Origin of the sequence: Erythrobacter sp. THAF29 (genome assembly GCF_009363635.1) — a bacterium.
GTDB lineage: Bacteria > Pseudomonadota > Alphaproteobacteria > Sphingomonadales > Sphingomonadaceae > Erythrobacter.
The window spans coordinates 940367-957500 of the sequence record NZ_CP045392.1 but is presented as its reverse complement, the minus strand read 5'-3'; the positions used below and the strand labels follow the sequence as shown (position 1 = coordinate 957500).

Sequence of the window (17134 nt, the reverse complement as noted above, 5' to 3'; positions counted from 1 at the left end):
AAGGCACGCAGGTCCTCGACCTCGAGGAGGAACGCAATCGGCGTATGACGATCCCCGTCACTATCGGCGGATCGGGTCCATTCGACTTCCTGATCGACACCGGCAGCCAGGCAACCGCCGTCACGCACCAGATCGACAGGGGCCTTGCCCTCCCGCGTCTGGGCCTTGCGACCGTGGTTGGTATGGCGAGCAGGCGCGAAGTCGAAGTGGTCGAAGTGAACGACCTCGTCGTCGGCACGCATACGATCCACAACATCACCGCGCCGGTCCTCAACCGCGACCACCTCGGCGCAGACGGGATCATCGGACTCGATTCCCTGCAGGATTTCCGCGTGCTCATCGACTTCCGAAAGGAAACGATCACGCTCGAGGACGTGACCAAGAAGATGTCGCGCCGCGGCTTCGAGATCATCGTGCGCGCGAGGCAGAAGCTCGGGCAGCTTCTTATAACCGACGCCATGGTCGAAGGCGTGCGCGCGACAGTGATCATAGACACCGGCGCACAGGCGAGCCTCGGCAATCTCGCTTTGCAGGAGCGCATCCGCGCACGCCGCCGTGCGGAAGTCCTGACAATGGATGTCAACGGCGTGACCATGACTGGCGACCTTGCCTATGTGCGCAGCCTGGAAATCGAGGGGCTGGCCCTGAGAAACGTGCCGCTGACCTTCGCCGATGCGCCTGCTTTTGAGGCGCTTGGGCTGAAAGACCAGCCAGTGCTCTCGATCGGGATGCAGCATTTGAAGATGTTCGACCGCGTTGCCATCGACTTCGGCAGCCAGCGCATCCTCTTCGATGTACCGCGCGACGTTGCGCGCGCGATGCGGCGCGTGAATCAGAGCAACTACGTCACGCCGCGCATTCGCTGATCCACGCCCCGACCTTGCCGGATCGCTAGCGCGCGCCCACATGGGGCAGCGCGATGCCGCCCGATACCGCCTCTTCCGACCGTCCAACGGCTCCTCCCGAGGCCGAAGGCTGGGCGACGCTCCGGCGGTTCCTTCCCTATCTCTGGCCAAAGGGTAACTGGCCTCTTAGGCGGCGGATTATCATCGCGCTGCTCTTCGTTTTGGCAGCCAAAGCGACAGTGCTGGCTCTCCCATTTGCCTACAAAGGCGCGGCCGATGCAATGGCGGGGCCGGTCGGCGATGGCGCAAGCGTCGCGCTCGCACTGGTCGCCGCCTACGGCCTCGGTCGCTTCACTTCGGTGCTGTTCGACAATCTTCGCAACATAGCCTTCGAGCGTGTGGGACAGGCGGCGACGCTGGCACTTGCCGAAGACGTGTTTCATCGGCTCCATCGTCTCAGCCTGAAATTCCACCTTACCCGCCGCACAGGCGAGGTCACGAAGATCATCGAGCGTGGGACCAAGAGCATCGATTCGATGCTCTACTTCCTGCTGTTCAATATCGCCCCGACTGCCATCGAACTGATCGCCGTCGGCGTCATCTTCTATCTCAATTTCGGCTGGGAACTGGTCGCCGCAACCGGGTTCACGGTCGTCACCTATATCCTCGTCACGCGATGGATCACCGAATGGCGCACCAAGCTGCGGCGCGAGATGAACGATCTCGACGGACAGGCGCTCCACCGCGCGGTGGATTCGCTGCTGAACTTCGAGACGGTCAAATACTTCGGCGCAGAGAAACGCGAGGAGGCGCGCTATTCGGGCGCGGCGCGCGCCTATGCCGAGGCGGCGATCAAGTCAGAGAATTCGCTCGGCCTTCTCAATATCACGCAGGCGCTCATCACGAACCTGCTTATGGCAGGCGCGATGACCTACACCGTCTGGGGCTGGAGCCGGGGAGAACTGACCGTTGGCGATCTCGTATTCGTGAACACCTACCTGCTCCAGCTCTTCCGCCCGCTCGACCTGTTGGGATGGGTCTATCGCACGATTCGGCAGGGCCTCGTCGATATGGCCGAGATGTTCAAGCTGATGGACACTGAAACCGAAGTGAACGATGCGCCAGGCGCGCCCGCATTGGTCGTGAAAGAGCCGCACGTGACCTTCGACAATGTCACGTTCCAGTACGAAGACGGGCGCACCATCCTGGACGGGCTCAGTTTCGAGGTCCCCGCCGGGTCGTCGGTCGCGATCGTCGGTCCATCGGGTGCGGGCAAATCGACCATCGGGCGGCTGCTCTTCCGCTTTTACGATCCGCAGGGCGGTCGTGTGCTGATCGACGGTCAGGACATCAAGGAGGTGCAGCAGGACAGCGTGCGCGCGGCCATCGGGATCGTCCCGCAAGACAGCGTGCTGTTCAACGACACCCTTCGCTACAACATCGCCTATGGCGCAGAAGGCGCCAGCGAGACGCAGGTCGAACGGGCTGCGCGCGACGCCGCGCTCATGCCGCTAATCGAGCGCCTCCCCGACCGGTTCGAGACCATGGTGGGTGAGCGCGGGTTGAAGCTTTCAGGCGGCGAAAAGCAGCGCGTCGCCATCGCGCGGACCCTGGTGAAGAACCCGCCGATCCTCCTGCTCGACGAAGCGACGAGCGCGCTCGACACCCGCACCGAGCAGGAAATCCTCGGGACATTGAAGCGGCTCGAGGAAGGTCGCACCACCATCGCTATAGCGCACCGGCTTTCGACCATCGCCGATGCCGACCGCATCCTGGTGCTCGATGGTGGCCGGCTCGCCGAAAGCGGCACGCATGACGAGCTTATCGCGAAAGGCGGGCTCTACGCCGAGATGTGGATGCAACAGGCAGCCGAGCGTCGTGATGAAGGCGAAGGCGAGGCCGAAGTGGCGGAATAGGAGTAAGCGCTAGTCTCCGCCTGCCGTATCGGCGGGTTCGAGCGATTTGAACAGCTGTGCCGAGGCAAGGTCGAGCTTGCTGGCCGGGACCACTTCCACATTGCCGCGAATTCCCTTCAACCCGTCGAGAAACTGGTCGGCATCGCCGACAATGACGATGGTTGCCTTGGCCGGATCGACATAGTCGCGCGCCGCCACGCTCGCTTCTTCGGCGCTCACCGCTTCGAGCCGCTGGGCGAACCGCACTGCCTCGGCAGGCTCGAGCCCCTGCTGGAGCAGCGTCGCAACCGTGCTGTTGAAGCCGCCGCTGGTCTCCAGCCGCCTCGCCATAGAGCCCGACATATAGAGCCTGCGCTTTGCGAGCAGGTCTTCATCCAGCGGCTCGCTTCCCAGGCGCTCGAATTCATTGAGGAAGATCTGCGCAACCTCGTCGGCGGTTTCGTTCTTGGTCTGGGCGCTGGCAGTGAGTATGCTGTCATCCGCACGATCGGCAAACCCCGAATAGGCGCCGTAGCTGAGCGAGCGCTTGGTGCGAATTTCCTCGAAGAGCCGCCCGCTCGATCCGCCGCCAAGCACGCTGTTGGCGAGCTCGAGCGAGAAATAATCCTCATCGGTGCGCGACGGCGCGCGAACCGCAGCAATGACAGAGGCCTGACCCGCATCGGGCATATCGACCACGATTGTGCGCACGGGTTGCAGATCGCCCGCCGCCTCCTCGGGAATCGCACCCGCTGGTGTTGCCACCTCCCAGTCGCCGAACATGTCCTCCGCGAGGGCGACTGCGGCCTGAGGATCGATGCCGCCGCTCACCACGATCTGCATGCGGTCGGGGTGGAAATATGCCTGCCGGTGCGCGACGAGGTCTTCGCGGGTGATTGCGGCCAGGCTTTCCGGCGTACCGCTCGGCAACGTACCGTATGCGGCATCGTCATACATTACCACGCGGGTCACGAAGCGTGCGAGGCTGCCCGGCTCTTTCATGTTGACCTGCAGCCCGTCCATCCCGCGCTTGCGCTCGCGCAGGAACTCTTTCTGCGGATAGGTTGCGAACTTCACGATCCGCGCGGCCATTTCACCCGCTTTGTCGAGATTGGCGACCGGCGCGGTGAGGCTGAAGCTGGTGCCGTCGCTCCCCGCTCCGCCGCCGAAGCTCGCTCCGAGGCTCTCGAATGTCGCAGCGATTTGCGGCGCGTCGATGCCGAGAACGCCCTTGTCCGCGAGGCCTGCGGCAAGCTGCGCTATGCCCGCCTTCTCGCGCGGGTCGGTCTTGCTGCCGCCCGGAAACAGCATCGAAACGGTCGCGATGGGCACGTCGCCGGTTTGAATCGCGACGACGCGGATGCCGTTCGACAACGAAGACTCGACAATTTCCGGTGCGGCGACTTCGGGTGCCGCGCCGGGCCCCGGAGGCGCCATGCGTTCACCCTCTGGCTTCACCGAACGGATTGCACCCACGGCAGGGGGCAACGTGCGGAATTCGGGCATGGGAACAGGGTTGGCGTACCGTCCCGGATCATCCTCGCCGCGCGTGTAGGTCACGCTGATGCGCTGCATCGGATCGAGATAGGTTGCCGCGACGCGCATGACGTCTTCGGCGCTAACCTCGGTTATCTCGGCCAGGCGACGATCGGCGAATTCGGGATCGCCCGAAGAAACGAGCGCTTCGCCCAGCTCGAAAGCGCGGCCCCGCGCGGTTTCCCGGCGGCGCAAAGTGCTGGCAATAATCTCGCTCTTGGCCTCGGCAAGTTCCGCTTCGGTGACGGGAGCGGTGCGCAGCTTTGCGATTTCCTCGTCGAGAGCGGCTTCGGCCGCAGCCATCGATTCCTCGTCCGAAACGAAGGCATATGCGCCGATCTGTCCTGCCTCACGAAACAGTAGCACGCTCGCCGACACATCAACCGCCTTGCCGGTGCGGATCAGCGCGTTGTCGAGCCGGCTGTTATCGCCGCGCGCCATGATCGCCTCGAGCACTTCGAGCGCCGCAGCATCGTGATGCGTCGTCGGCGGAGCCTTCCACAGCGCACCGACGACGGGCAGCGGAACGTTGGGCGCGGTCGCGTTGACGGTGCGCGGACCGTCGAGTTCGGGTTCGCGCGTCTCGATCGCAAGGTCCACCGGATTGGCGCGGCGCGGGATGTCGGCGAAATACTCGTCCACCAGCGCGCGCAAGTTCTCCATCTCGAAATTGCCCGCCACGATCAGCGTTGCGGTGTCGGGTCCGTAATAGGCCTCGTAAAAGGCGCGCGCATCGTCGAGCGTCGCGCTGTCGAGGTCCTCGATCGAGCCTATGCCCGGTCGGCGATGCGGCATGACGTCGTAGACGTTCTCGGGAACGACGAAACGGAACAGTCGGCCATAGGGCGGCGCAAGCACGCGCTGGCGCAGCTCCTCCTTCACCACGCCTCGCTCGGTTTCGAAGACTTCTTCGTCGACCACGACCTTCGCCATGCGTTCGCGATGGGTCCACAGCATCGTTTCGAGATATTGCGCGGGGACCTGCTCGTAATAATTGGTTCGGTCGATCCAGTTGGAGGCGTTGCGCGTCCCGCCGATATCCGCCGTCAGCCCGTAGATCATGTTATACGGCATGTTCTCGGTCTTGCGGCTGAGGATGTGTTCGAACAGGTGCGCGAAACCGCTGCGCCCCTCGGGGTCGAGCTTCGAGCCGATATCGTACCACAGCGAGGTGGTGACAGTGCTGGTCGAGGCGTCGGGAATGGCGATGACGCGCAGGCCATTGTCGAGTGTCCACATCGTGTATTCGATTTCCGGCGCGGAGAGCGTCGGCGCGCTGGCTTCGGCGTGATCGTCGGCGAAAACAGGCGCGGCCCATGCGACGGCGATGGCGGCAGCGCTAGCTGCGAGGGTCTTGCGGATCATGTGTGTCAGCCCCGTTTAGATTTCGTCGGCCAATTAAAGCGCGGCTCGCAGCAAGGCTCAAGGGCGAGCCTTGGCGGAGCCTACGAAAAGTCGAGACTTATCGACGCGCGTCTTCGGAGAGAGATCGTAGGATTGCAAGCGCCTCCTCGCGGCGCTCCCAGGGAACGAACAGGTGGTCGTGGTGAAAACCGGCGATCACGTTGCAGGCAATCCCGTCTTTTGCGAGCGCGGTCGAAACGGCGGCGGTGAGACCAACGCCTTCAAGAGCGGAGTGGACCTGCAAGGTAATACGAGCGAAATGCGGCCCCGCATCGTGCTCTCTGGCGCGAAGGACGAGCGTTGCGCCCTCCTCCTCGTGAATGAGGGCAAAGGTCTTGCCGAGCAGTCCGATGGAATCGTCGTCCGGACCATGCGCGACAATGCGATAGGGGCGCTCGTGCAGCTCCGGCTCCATGCCCGCCAGCATTTCCTGCAAGTCGCTTACGGGCTTGCCGGTCATCAGAGTATGTACTTGGAAAGGTCGGTGTTGCCAGCGAGCCCTTCGAGCCGTTCGCGCACATAGGCCGCGTCGATCGTCACCGTCTCGCCGGTGTGCTCCTCTGCTTCGAAGCTGATCTCCTCGAGCAGCTTTTCCATGACTGTCTGCAGACGGCGAGCGCCGATATTCTCGACATTTTCGTTCACGGTTGCGGCGATCTTCGCGACCTCCTGAACCGCGTCCTCGGTCACGTCGAGCTCGACCTTTTCCGTCCCGATCAGCGCCTTGTATTGCTCGACAAGGTTGGCGCGGGTTTCCGACAGGATCCGCACGAAATCCTCCTCGGTGAGCGCACGCAGTTCGACGCGGATCGGCAGGCGACCCTGCAGTTCAGGCAGCATGTCTGATGGCTTGGCAACGTGGAACGCGCCGGATGCGATGAAAAGCACGTGGTCGGTCTTCATCGGGCCGTATTTGGTCGAAACCGTGGTGCCCTCGATCAGCGGCAGCAGGTCGCGCTGAACACCTTCGCGGCTCACGCTGCCGCCGCGCACATCCGACACGGCGATCTTGTCGATTTCGTCGAGGAATACGATCCCGTTGGTCTCCGCATTTTCGAGCGCGACGCGGGCGACATCGTCCTGGTCCATGCGCTTCTCCGCTTCCTCGTCGACCAGCTTGTCCCACGCATCGGGGACGCGGAGCTTGCGGCGCTTTGTGGGGGCTTTGCCCATCGCCTTACCAAGCATGTCGCTAAGGTCGATCATCCCGACATTGCTGCCCGCACCGCCCATGTCGAACGGCATGGAGGGGTGGTCCTGCACCTCGATCTCCACCTCGGTCTCGTTCATCGAATTGTCGACGATCCGCTGGCGGAAGCTCTCGCGGGTGGCTTCCGACGCGTTCTGGCCGACGAGTGCATCGAGCAGCCGGTCCATCGCCGCTTCGCTCGCGGCCTCGCGCACAGCCTCGCGCCGCCGGTCTTTCTCGAGCCGGATCGCTTCTTCGACGAGGTCGCGCGCGATCTGTTCGACGTCGCGGCCAACATAGCCGACCTCGGTGAACTTGGTCGCCTCGACCTTCACGAACGGCGCTTCGGCAAGCTTGGCGAGCCGGCGGCTGATCTCGGTTTTGCCGCAGCCGGTCGGGCCGATCATAAGGATGTTCTTGGGCGTGACTTCGTCGCGCAGCTCCGCGCCGAGGCGCTGGCGGCGCCAGCGATTGCGCAAAGCCACGGCAACCGCGCGCTTCGCGTCCTTCTGCCCGATGATGTGTTCGTCCAGTGCGGCGACAATCGCCTTGGGAGTGAGGTTGTCCATGCTTCTTTCTTAGTCCGTTGTTGCCGGCGAATGTGGCGAGCCTGCCAGCCGGTTCAACCCCACGGTCATCGGACGCTCCAGATATCGGAAATAGAGCCAGCTGAACGCGAGCGTGACCGAAATGGCCCCGACAAGGAATAGCCATGCATTCGGCGATCCCAAGGGGAGGTTGAAATAAAGCCACTGCCATCCCCAGGCGACGGGTACGTGGAACAGGTACAGCGCATAACTCATGTTGCCGAGCTCATCGATCAGGCGCGGTCGGGGCAGAGAGTTGGAGCCGCCGACGAGTGCGAGCGCGAAAAGGATCGCAGGGATCCCCGACATTGCCGAGAAGCTTGGCGCATCGGGACTGGCGGTTTGCGCCGAGCCGATGAGACACAGGGCTGCGACGCCCGCCAAGGCTGCAGCGAGGCGCATCGGGTTCGGCAGTGACCTTCCCCGCGCACGCCACAGAGCAAGCACCATGCCGCCGATAAAGACGAGCCCGATCGATCGCGTCGCCATGAAGAAAGGCGCGGAGTCCGGTGTAACCGCGTACCCGACGAGCGCCAATACGATGAGTGCCATGGCAACAGCGATTATGGTGCGTTCCCGGCCTAGCCCGATGAACAGGCCGAACAGGGCATAGAAGAGCATCTCATAAAACAGCGTCCATCCCGGCCAAAGAAACGGCAACGGAGGCAGGCCTGCGTCAGCGGGCCGATAGGGGATGAGAAACAGGGAGAGCGCAAGCTCGTTGCCACCGACCCAGCGCGCGTAGAGAACCCCGAGAATGACTGCGAGCGCAAGGGTCGCGAGCCAATAGGACGGCATGATCCGAACGATCCGGCGACGCCAGAATGTGAGTGTCGCGCGGGGCCGCCCGAACATCTCGCGTGATGAGGTAACCATCACATAGCCCGAGACTACGAAAAACAGCGCGACCGCCGTTTCCGCAAAGATATACGGCGGGCGCGGGATACCAAGGCCATTGCCAACGTGATCAGCGAAAGCGAAGGCCAGGTGAACAAACGCGACGTAAGACGCTGCGAGAATGCGCATCAGCTGGATTGCGATATTCTTCTCGCTCACACCCATGCCGATTGCGCCCGCCTCCCCCAGCTCGCTTTCGGGTTGTCGAGGCCTCTCCTAGACCGTCTCAATCGTTACATTGCCATTGGTGAAGACGCAGATATCGGCTGCAACCGCCATCGCCTTGCGCGCGATCTGTTCCGCGTCCTCCTCGTATTCGGCGAGAGCGCGCGCGGCGGCGAGCGCGTAATTGCCGCCCGATCCGATCGCGGCGATCCCTCCTTCTGGTTCAAGCACGTCGCCATTGCCGGTCAGCACCAGCAGGCTGTCCTTGTCGGCGACGATCATCAGCGCTTCGAGATTGCGCAGATACTTGTCGGTGCGCCAGTCCTTGGCGAGCTCGACCGCGGCGCGCATCAGCTGGCCGGAATATTGTTCGAGCTTTTTCTCGAGCCGTTCGAAGAGTGTGAACGCATCGGCGGTTGCGCCTGCAAATCCGGCGACGACTTTGCCGCCCTCGCCGATGCGGCGGACCTTCCTTGCATTGGGCTTCATCACGGTGTTGCCCATCGAAACCTGACCGTCGCCCGCGATGACGATCTTTTCGCCCCGCTTTACGCCGACAATGGTGGTACCGTGCCACTGGGTAAGGCCGTGGCTCGCCTGATCGTTGCTCATGCGCCGAGATATGGGCGCTGATGCGGAGGGGTCAAGCTGGCCCTACTGGCCTGGCCCGGCGGGGCCCGCACCGCTGCCGACCTGCCCAATATTGCCGAACAGGTCTTCTAGGAAGCCGCGTTCGCGACCCAGTGTCGGTGTCTTGTCGCCATCGGGCTGGAGATAAACGACCTCTTCGACACCCTTGCGATCGACCATGGCGACATTGCCATCCTCGTCGAACTTGATCGCGAGCACCGAATGGTTGCGAATGCGCGGGCGCACGAATGGTTTGCGGGCCGTGACGCTCGAAATGTAGTACCAGGTCTGCTCGCCGAACTGGCTGGTGAAGGTCGGTCGCCCCAGAGTGCCTTCGACAGAACGCTTGTTGTCGATGCCCGGCTGAATTGACTGCAGCAGGACCTGGTCGATCACATAGCCGCGCGATTCCTGGATCGAGGCGCAGGCACCCAGCGACAGCAGCGCGCCGCCCAGCAGCGCCAGCTTCGCAATCCGACCCCTGCCAGCAGCCGTGAGAATTTTCGATTGACCCATGTTGACCGTCAAATCCCGTCTATTCCAGTTGTTGCCGCATGGCCGCGGCATCCTATATGCGTTTCGAGATGCCTTAAGGCGAAGCTCGCAGCCTTGCAATGTCGCTTGCGACACGAGCTGGGCGCAACCGGTTTAATTGCGGCTGAACGCTGTTGGAACGAGCCCACCGGCGATCAGTTGTAACGGCAAGGCCCGTCAAGAAAGATCCTGTCCACTCATGTCCTTCCTTTCGAAACTGCTTGGCACCGCACCAGACCCGCGCGAAGGCGTGCGCCCGCTGTGGCACCGCGTGGTCGAGCTCGCGCGCGAGCCATCGTTCTACACAGACTGCAAGGTAGCGGACACGGTCGGCGGTCGGTTTGACCTCATCACCGCCGTCCTGTGCACAGTCATGGTCCGTGTCGAGGCGAGCGACATGCGTTCGGAAAGCGCGCTACTGGCCGAACTGTTCGTGGAAGATATGGACGGGCAACTGAGAGAGCTCGGCGTCAATGACGTGGTCGTCGGCAAGCATGTCGGGAAACTCATGAGCGTGCTCGGCGGCAGGCTCGGCGCGTATCGCGGCGCACTGGTCGAGAAGGACCGCGAAAAGCTGGTCGGCGCGGTGCGGCGCAATGTGAACTTCGCGGAAGGCGCCGACGAGGATACCGCAGCGCAATGCGTCGCCGATAAGCTGCTCGCGCTGTCCGGGCGGCTCGCGGGCTTCAGCGATGAGGAAATCCTCAAGGCGAGCGGGATCTGGTGATGGCGGAAAGGCCCCCTGCCCCGGAGCTCTCGCGGATGATCAAGGTTCGCCCCTTGCCCGGTGATGCCATCGTCATCGAGGCTGACGCTGGCGAACGCGCGGCACTGGCGACCCGGTTCGGACTCGCCGGGATCGACCGGCTCCACGCCGAGATCGACCTCGCAGCTACCGCAACCGCGATCCGCGCAACCGGCACGCTCTCCGCCGATATCCAGCAGATTTGCGCGATTTCGGGCGAAGCTTTCCCGGCAAAGATCGAGGAAGGGGTGGAACTGCGCTTTATCGAGGAGCAAGACATCGCGGTCGCTTCGAACGATGACGAAGAGGTCGAGATCGAGCTCGAAGCCGATGACTGCGACGAAATCGAATATTCGGGCGATATGTTCGACCTTGGCGAAGCCATTGCCCAGACGCTCGGTCTAGCGATCGATCCATACGCCGAGGGGCCAAATGCCGACGAAGCCCGCAAGCGCGCCGGCATCACCGGCGACGATGCCCAGAGCGGCCCGCTGGCGGAAGCGCTATCGGCGCTCAGCAAAAAGGGCTGACCGAACAAACCCGGCCAGCCCTTGCTGAATTCTGCGTTTTCCGACGCTCAAAACGGAATGTCGTCGTCGAGGTCGTCGTAGCCGCCGCCACCTTGGCTGCCGCCTTGACCGCCGCCGCCCTGGCCTCCGCCACCAAAGCCGCCGCCCTGGCCGCCTGCGCCGCCATAGCCCGATCCACCGCCGCCGCCGAAGCCGCCTCCACTCGAGCGACCGCCTCCGCCGCCACCGCCAGCACCATCGAGCATGGTCAAAGTGCCGTTATAGCCGCGCAGGACAACCTCGGTCGAATAGCGATCCTGCCCGTTCTGGTCCTGCCACTTACGTGTCTGGAGCTGGCCTTCGACGTAAACCTTCGAGCCCTTCTTAAGGTAGTTTTCGACCACGTTGACCAGGCCTTCGGAAAAGATCGCGACGGTGTGCCACTCGGTGCGTTCCTGACGCTCCCCGGTATTGCGGTCTTTCCACGTCTCGCTGGTGGCGATGCGCAGGTTGGCAACGCGGCCACCATTCTGGAAGCTGCGGATTTCCGGGTCCGCACCCAGATTGCCGATCAGCATGACCTTGTTGAGCGAACCCGCCATCGAAATACCCCTTCCAAATCAAGAATTGCGCGCGACTCCATGGCCGCGATTCTCAATGGTCATAGGCGAGCGTGTGGGCGGTGATAAGACCGCGAAGCCGTTATCCCCGTCAGTTCGGATATTTCTGTTGCAAGGTCAGCGGCTGGGGTAGCGCAGCCGCCCGAGGAAGCGCGTGAGGCTCGGAAGCTCGCGGTCCTTGTTCAGGAACTGAGCCTTCACTTTCTCGAATTTCATCACTCCGTCGATCCGGCGATCAAGGAATTCGTAGGTCTTTTCCTTGCCCGGACTGTCATCGTTGATGAAGACGGCGAGCGTCGCCGAATAGATCCCGGCGAGAATCGTGCGCTTTGTATAGTGGTTGTAATCGGTCGAGGTGTCTCCGGCGAGCCGCCACATGATGTCCGCCGTGCGCCAGCCCAGTTGCAACGCACGCGGCACGTTTTGCGGCATCGCCATGATAGCCAGCGCGCGACGCACCGCCTCGTCAATGTCCGCTACCGCCTCCAGCCGGAACGCGATCAGCGTCCGGATGCGCTCGCGGATCTTGAGTTCGGCGAGCCTTTCGGGCGGCCACTCCTTTTCCATGGCGATATCGACCGAGGTGATCCATGCTTCGATCATCTCCATGGGCCCGCCCTTGAAGGCGAGCTTGGCGATATCGGGATCGCACCCCGCCATGTCGGCGGCGGCGAGTAGCGCGGTCTCGTTCCACCCATCGAAAATGGCGGAAGCGGCGATGTCGGGAGCGAGCGCGATGCGCAGCTCTTCCAACGTCATGTCCTCGAATTTGGGATCGGTCATGTCAGAAAGAAGGCCCGTACTGCTTGTCGGTTCCCTTTTCCTTGCGTTCCTCGTCGGCTTTTTCGAATTCGAGCCTGAGCAGCGTATTCTCGCGCATCAGCTCCATGTAGTCACGCGCCGAGCGGCCCGAATTATCGTTGCGATCAGGATCGGCACCCTCTTTCAGGAGCCTTCCGACGAGTTCGTGATTACGCTGGTGCACGGCGGAGATCAGCGGGGTCTCACCCTGACTGTCGGCCACACTGATGTCGGCGCCACCTTTGATCAGCTGCTCGACCCCTTCGATGTACCCCATGCGAACCGCAATTTGCAGCGGGGTCTCGCCCCGCTTGTTGCGGATATTGGGATCGGCCCCGCGCTGTTGCAGGAACCGGATCCACAGCGTGTCGCGACGCTTGGTCACGATGTGCAGACCGGTATCGCCGGTGGTAATGTCGCGGGTGTTGACCAAAGTGCGGCCGGCGCCAGGATCGTTCAGCATTTCGGTCGCAGTGTCGCCGTCGCGCTCATCGACCGCTTCGAGGAACTGGTAACCCTTTGAATAGAGCTGCGCCGCCGCCGGACTTGCCGCACCCGTTGCAACCAAACTTGCCATCACCGCACTGGCAATCGCGCCGCGACGACCTAACTTGCGCAAAACATAAGCGAGCACGCTTTGATCCTTAGTCATTACCTGTCACACATTGTGCTGTGAGAGCCCCGTTTCAACGGCCCTCTTGGGTCATCGCCAGTTAGCAGAGCATGAACCGACACGCCAAGCCTTCTCGCCCCCGCTTTTTCGCAGCCGCCGCGATGGCGGCGAGCCTGGCTCTTTCCGCCTGTGGAAATACGCCATCGGGCGATGAGACCGCAGGTCCATCGCCCGATGGCGTCGATCTGCGCGGATCGAATATCGGAGGTAATTTCGAACTCACGTCTCATACAGGCGAGAGGGTAAAGTGGTCCGATTTCGAGGGAAGGTACCGGCTTCTCTATTTCGGCTTTACGTCATGCCCCGACATCTGCCCTACGGACGTCCAGCGTTTCACAACGGGGCTTCGCCAGTTCGAAGAGGCCAATCCCGCGCTCGAGGGAAAAATCCAGCCGATCTTCATTTCGATCGATCCCGAGCGGGATACCCTCGACGCGCTCAGCCAATTCGTCGGCGCTTTTCACCCGCGCCTGATCGGTCTCACCGGATCTCAGGAAGAGATCGACGCCGTGCTCAAGTCGTATGGCGCAAGCGGCACCAAGCTGCCCGCAGACGAACGCGGCTGGTACAATATGAGCCATACGACTTTCACCTACCTGTTCGCGCCTGATGGTTCTCCTTTGGGTATCATCCCAACCGATAAGGGTGCGGACGGGGTAGCCGCAGAACTCGAACGATGGGTGAACTGAGAAACGCCTTCTGGGAATTGCCGCTCGCGGAACTGACGCGGGCGGAATGGGAGGCTTTGTGCGACGGCTGCGGGCGGTGCTGCCTGCACAAGATCGAAGACGCGGATACGGGCGAAATCGAAGATACGAACGTGGCATGCAAGCTGCTCGATTGCGAGAGCGCGCAGTGCTCGGACTATCGCAACCGCAAGGCTTTCGTTCCGGATTGCCTGCGGCTGACCTTGAACATTGTAGAGGATGTGCCGTGGCTTCCCGACACCTGCGCTTACCGCGTCCGTGCGGCAGGTCGCGCGCTGCCGAGCTGGCATTACCTCATCAGCGGTGACCGCGAGGCTGTGAAGCGCGTCGGCGTCTCGGTCGCGGGCCGCGTCGTGAGCGAAACCGATGCCGGTCCGCTCGAACACCACATCGTCATCTGGGGACCGCCGAGGCCCGACCCGCTCGCTCGCGAGGACGAGACGGCATGATTGACTGGCTCAAGCGCACCCCGATCGACCCGCAGATCGAGCTCGACGGAGAAACGGTCCCGATCGTGCTGCGCCGTCTCAAATCCGCAAAGCGTCTCACATTGCGCCTCGCGCCCGATGGCAACGAGGTGCGGATCACCCTGCCCAACTGGGCGCGGGCCAACGAGGCAATCGCCTTTGCTCATGCCCGCACCGACTGGCTCGCCGAACAGCGCGCGAAAATCCCACAGCGCGAGGCTGTCGCGCCGGGCGGCGACCTGTTGATCCGCGGCGCGCCGGTCACGCTCGTCTGGGACGAGGATGCGCGGCGCCGTCCTGCCCTGCACGGTCAAGAATTGCACGTCGGCGGTCCGAAAGAGGGTATCGAGGGCCGGATTCGCCGCTGGCTCGAACGCGAGGCGCTGGCGCTGTTCGAAGCGGACACGCACCACTATTGCAGCGCGGCCAGGCTCGATCCGGTTCCGGTCGGCCTGTCACGGGCGCAGAAACGCTGGGGCAGCTGCTCGGACCAGCGCCGCATCCGCATAAACTGGCGGCTGGTGCAGGCGCCCGACTTTGTCCGGCGCTCGGTCGTGGCGCACGAGGTCGCGCATCTCGTCCATTTCGATCACAGCCCCGCCTTCCACGCTCTGCTAGGTGAAATCTACGAGAATGACATTGCGCGCGCCGACAAATGGCTGAAGGACAAGGGCCGCACGCTTTATTCCGCGTTCGGCTGACGACAGGATCGGCTGATGGCGCTCCATCTGGCGCTCCGGTGCCAAGCGCCCTATATTGATCCGCATGTCCTCTCTCTCCCGCTTCAACCCCAAGACCGGCGTTGTCGATTTCTGGCATGAGTTCAGGAAGCCCAATCCGCTGCGTTGGCCGATCCTTGCGGTATCGATGATTCCGTTCGGCGTGATCTTCTGGTGGCTGTCGTCAGAGACGGTCTACAAGGATCCGCCGCGACCGGAGATCGAGTACATCACCACCTACGACCCCCAGCGCTCCGACGAGGAAATCATGGCCTCGAACCTCGAGAACCAGGAGGTAAAGGACCTGCGCGAGGCCGAGGAACGGCGTCTCGCCGAGCGTAAGCGTGATCTCTACAAGGCACTGGGGGCGGCTGCAGGGATGGACGTAGACGCCATCGCTGCCGAAGCCGACGCTCGCCGCGCGGAGGAAGAAGCCGCAGAGGAGCAGCGCCGCGCCGAGATGTTCGGTCGAACCGAGACCCGCGGCGAAGACCGGCCCGAAGGATAAGGGCAATAGCGGCGCACCCGACCAGCGACGGCGAGTGGATGGCAGCCGCAGCCCGGCTCGCCTCGCGCGCGCGCCCGCTTAGCCGCCCCAATCCGGGCGTCGCCGCCCTTCTGGTTCGCGATGGGAGGATGCTCGCGCGCGGATGGACCCGGGAGAATGGCCGCCCCCATGCGGAAGCTGCCCTTTTCGATGACTTCGATGGCAGTGCCAGGGGCGCGACGCTCTATGTGACCCTCGAGCCTTGTGCACACGAATCGCAGCGCGGTCCGGCCTGCGCCGATGTCATCTCAAAGGCCAGGCCCAAGCGTGTCGTGATCGGCCAGCACGATCCCGATCCGCGGACCGCCGGCAAGGGCATCGCCCACCTCAAACGCGCCGGGATCGAAACCGTGCTTCTCGACGATGATACCTCTGCCGCAAGCCTTGCGGGCTACCTTTCCGTCCGCACTCGCAAGCGCCCCCATGTGACGCTCAAGATCGCGGTCTCGCTCGACGGTTGCATCGCGCTCGCCGATGGCAGCAGCCGCTGGATCACCGGAGAGGCAGCGCGCGCCCATGTCCACGCCCAGCGCGCGAAGAACGACGCGATCCTCGTGGGCGGCGGCACCTGGCGGGCGGACCGTCCGCGGCTCGACGTGCGGCTGCCCGGGCTGGAGGATCGCAGCCCACGGCGCATCATCCTCACCCGCGGGGTGAAGCCCGACGATGTGAGCATCATCAATCGCCCCCAACAGATCGGCGAGCTCGAAGAGGTGCAATATCTCTATGTCGAAGGGGGCGGGGAGACCGCGGCGAGCTTCCTCAAGGCCGACCTTGTCGACGAGCTGCACATCTACCGCGCCCCGATCCTGATCGGCGACGGGAGGCGCGCGGTCAGCGCGCTGGGTCTTGCCGATCTCTCCGAGGCGCACGGGCGCTGGCGCCTTGCCGATCGCCGCCAGCTTGGCAGCGACGAATTCACCGCCTATCTGCGCACACGCTAATCAGGAGTTCGCGCATGTTCACCGGAATTGTCACCGCCATCGGCACGATTGCCAGCGTCGAACAGCGCGGGGATCTGCGCGTGCGCATCGCCGCCCCGCTCGATCCCGCCCGGATCGATATCGGTGCCTCGATCGCGTGTTCGGGCGTGTGCCTGACGGTGGTGGATCGCGGCGGGCGCAAGGGTGATGCGTGGTTCGATGTCGACGTGTCGGGCGAAACGATTTCGCGCACGGTCAAGGGCATGTGGGAAGAAGGCCGCAGGCTCAATATCGAGCCTTCGCTGCGCGTCGGCGACGAGATCGGCGGCCATATCGTGACCGGCCATGTCGATTCGATCGGCGAGGTGGTGAAGGCCGATGAGGTCGGCGACAGCCTGCGCGTCGCGGTGCGCGCGCGCGCCGAGATGGCGCCCTTGATCGCGGAAAAAGGCTCTATCACGGTCGACGGCGTCTCGCTGACGGTCAACGACGTGCGCGACCGCGCAGACAAGAGCTGCGATTTCATGCTCAACATCATCCCGCATACGGGCGAGGTGACGACACTGGGCAGCCTCAGGCAAGGCGACGAGGTCAATCTCGAAATCGACGTGCTCGCGCGGTACCTGAAGCGGATGCAGGGCCTGGCTGCGGCGGGGTGAGTGGCCGCAAAGTCGGCTAGCGACCTCTAATTGTGGACCATCGGGACAGATGATTAATTGCGGTAGCTCAATCGGTCATGCT

At 63.2% G+C, this 17134-nt stretch carries 19 protein-coding genes (1 of these 19 only partly in view); 10 read left to right on the top strand and 9 right to left on the bottom strand.

What is annotated here, in order from left to right; genetic code table 11:
- A protein-coding gene (locus FIU90_RS04750) for an aspartyl protease family protein (protein WP_152433741.1) crosses the window boundary here: on the top strand, window positions 1-866 show its 3' portion. 133 nt of this gene lie to the left of the window's left edge; the window shows 866 of its 999 coding nt (coding positions 134-999); its start codon lies beyond the left edge, outside the window; it ends in the stop codon at window positions 864-866.
- Window positions 867-919: 53 nt separating this feature from the next.
- A complete protein-coding gene (locus tag FIU90_RS04745) occupies window positions 920-2761 on the top strand; it encodes an ABC transporter ATP-binding protein/permease (RefSeq protein WP_152433740.1) in 1842 nt (613 codons plus the stop codon).
- 9 nt (window positions 2762-2770) lie between these two features.
- On the opposite strand, the gene FIU90_RS04740 is transcribed toward FIU90_RS04745, so the two are convergent.
- The 6 genes from FIU90_RS04740 to FIU90_RS04715 all read right to left on the bottom strand — a co-directional run bounded on the left by FIU90_RS04740 (window position 2771) and on the right by FIU90_RS04715 (window position 9664).
- The gene (locus FIU90_RS04740) at window positions 2771-5641 is read right to left on the bottom strand and encodes a pitrilysin family protein (protein ID WP_152433739.1); all 2871 of its coding nucleotides are present in this window, start codon (window positions 5639-5641) and stop codon (window positions 2771-2773) included.
- A gap of 97 nt (window positions 5642-5738) precedes the next feature.
- The gene (locus tag FIU90_RS04735; protein WP_152433738.1) at window positions 5739-6140 is read right to left on the bottom strand and encodes an ACT domain-containing protein; all 402 of its coding nucleotides are present in this window, start codon (window positions 6138-6140) and stop codon (window positions 5739-5741) included.
- Window positions 6140-7438, bottom strand: coding sequence for an ATP-dependent protease ATPase subunit HslU (hslU, locus tag FIU90_RS04730; RefSeq protein WP_152433737.1), 1299 nt, complete (start codon window positions 7436-7438; stop codon window positions 6140-6142). The genes FIU90_RS04735 and hslU overlap by 1 nt, the downstream gene beginning before the upstream one ends.
- A 9-nt stretch (window positions 7439-7447) precedes the next feature.
- A complete protein-coding gene (locus tag FIU90_RS04725) occupies window positions 7448-8512 on the bottom strand; it encodes an acyltransferase (RefSeq protein WP_172970179.1) in 1065 nt (354 codons plus the stop codon).
- A 57-nt stretch (window positions 8513-8569) separates the two neighbouring features.
- The gene (hslV, locus tag FIU90_RS04720; protein WP_152433735.1) at window positions 8570-9130 is read right to left on the bottom strand and encodes an ATP-dependent protease subunit HslV; all 561 of its coding nucleotides are present in this window, start codon (window positions 9128-9130) and stop codon (window positions 8570-8572) included.
- A gap of 42 nt (window positions 9131-9172) precedes the next feature.
- Window positions 9173-9664 carry an outer membrane protein assembly factor BamE gene (locus tag FIU90_RS04715; protein ID WP_152433734.1) on the bottom strand — a complete coding sequence of 164 codons (492 nt, stop codon included), beginning with the start codon at window positions 9662-9664 and terminating at the stop codon, window positions 9173-9175.
- Between the two features lie 217 nt (window positions 9665-9881).
- Here FIU90_RS04715 and FIU90_RS04710 point away from each other — a divergent pair, with 217 nt between their 5' ends.
- Together FIU90_RS04710 and FIU90_RS04705 are read left to right on the top strand one after the other, a co-directional pair.
- On the top strand, window positions 9882-10409 hold the full coding sequence (locus FIU90_RS04710; RefSeq protein WP_152433733.1) for a ubiquinol-cytochrome C chaperone family protein: 528 nt from the start codon (window positions 9882-9884) through the stop codon (window positions 10407-10409).
- Complete coding sequence (locus FIU90_RS04705; RefSeq protein WP_152433732.1) at window positions 10409-10957, top strand: YceD family protein; 549 nt, start codon at window positions 10409-10411, stop codon at window positions 10955-10957. Before FIU90_RS04710 ends, FIU90_RS04705 begins: the two co-directional genes overlap by 1 nt.
- 47 nt (window positions 10958-11004) lie before the next feature.
- Here the strand turns inward: FIU90_RS04705 and ssb are convergent, their stop codons facing one another.
- From ssb to FIU90_RS04690, 3 genes are all read right to left on the bottom strand, one after another.
- Entirely contained in the window at window positions 11005-11538 is a 534-nt protein-coding gene (ssb, locus tag FIU90_RS04700) for a single-stranded DNA-binding protein (RefSeq protein WP_152433731.1), read from the bottom strand.
- Between the two features lie 135 nt (window positions 11539-11673).
- Window positions 11674-12339, bottom strand: a complete 666-nt coding sequence (locus tag FIU90_RS04695) for a COQ9 family protein (RefSeq protein WP_152433730.1) — start codon at window positions 12337-12339, stop codon at window positions 11674-11676.
- 1 nt (window position 12340) lies between these two features.
- Window positions 12341-13009, bottom strand: a complete 669-nt coding sequence (locus tag FIU90_RS04690) for an ankyrin repeat domain-containing protein (protein WP_152433729.1) — start codon at window positions 13007-13009, stop codon at window positions 12341-12343.
- A gap of 71 nt (window positions 13010-13080) precedes the next feature.
- On the opposite strand from FIU90_RS04690, the gene FIU90_RS04685 reads away from it, so the two are divergent.
- From FIU90_RS04685 to FIU90_RS04660, 6 genes are all read left to right on the top strand, one after another.
- The gene (locus FIU90_RS04685; protein WP_152433728.1) at window positions 13081-13719 is read left to right on the top strand and encodes an SCO family protein; all 639 of its coding nucleotides are present in this window, start codon (window positions 13081-13083) and stop codon (window positions 13717-13719) included.
- Window positions 13707-14186: a YcgN family cysteine cluster protein gene (locus tag FIU90_RS04680; RefSeq protein ID WP_152433727.1), complete on the top strand. Its 480-nt coding sequence runs from the start codon at window positions 13707-13709 to the stop codon at window positions 14184-14186. Before FIU90_RS04685 ends, FIU90_RS04680 begins: the two co-directional genes overlap by 13 nt.
- The gene (locus tag FIU90_RS04675; RefSeq protein ID WP_152433726.1) at window positions 14183-14905 is read left to right on the top strand and encodes a M48 family metallopeptidase; all 723 of its coding nucleotides are present in this window, start codon (window positions 14183-14185) and stop codon (window positions 14903-14905) included. The genes FIU90_RS04680 and FIU90_RS04675 overlap by 4 nt, the downstream gene beginning before the upstream one ends.
- A gap of 64 nt (window positions 14906-14969) precedes the next feature.
- Window positions 14970-15431, top strand: coding sequence for a hypothetical protein (locus FIU90_RS04670; RefSeq protein ID WP_152433725.1), 462 nt, complete (start codon window positions 14970-14972; stop codon window positions 15429-15431).
- A gap of 5 nt (window positions 15432-15436) precedes the next feature.
- The gene (gene ribD, locus FIU90_RS04665; RefSeq protein ID WP_370515222.1) at window positions 15437-16414 is read left to right on the top strand and encodes a bifunctional diaminohydroxyphosphoribosylaminopyrimidine deaminase/5-amino-6-(5-phosphoribosylamino)uracil reductase RibD; all 978 of its coding nucleotides are present in this window, start codon (window positions 15437-15439) and stop codon (window positions 16412-16414) included.
- Window positions 16415-16428: 14 nt separating this feature from the next.
- Window positions 16429-17052, top strand: coding sequence for a riboflavin synthase (locus tag FIU90_RS04660; protein WP_152433723.1), 624 nt, complete (start codon window positions 16429-16431; stop codon window positions 17050-17052).
- Window positions 17053-17134: the final 82 nt, after the last annotated feature.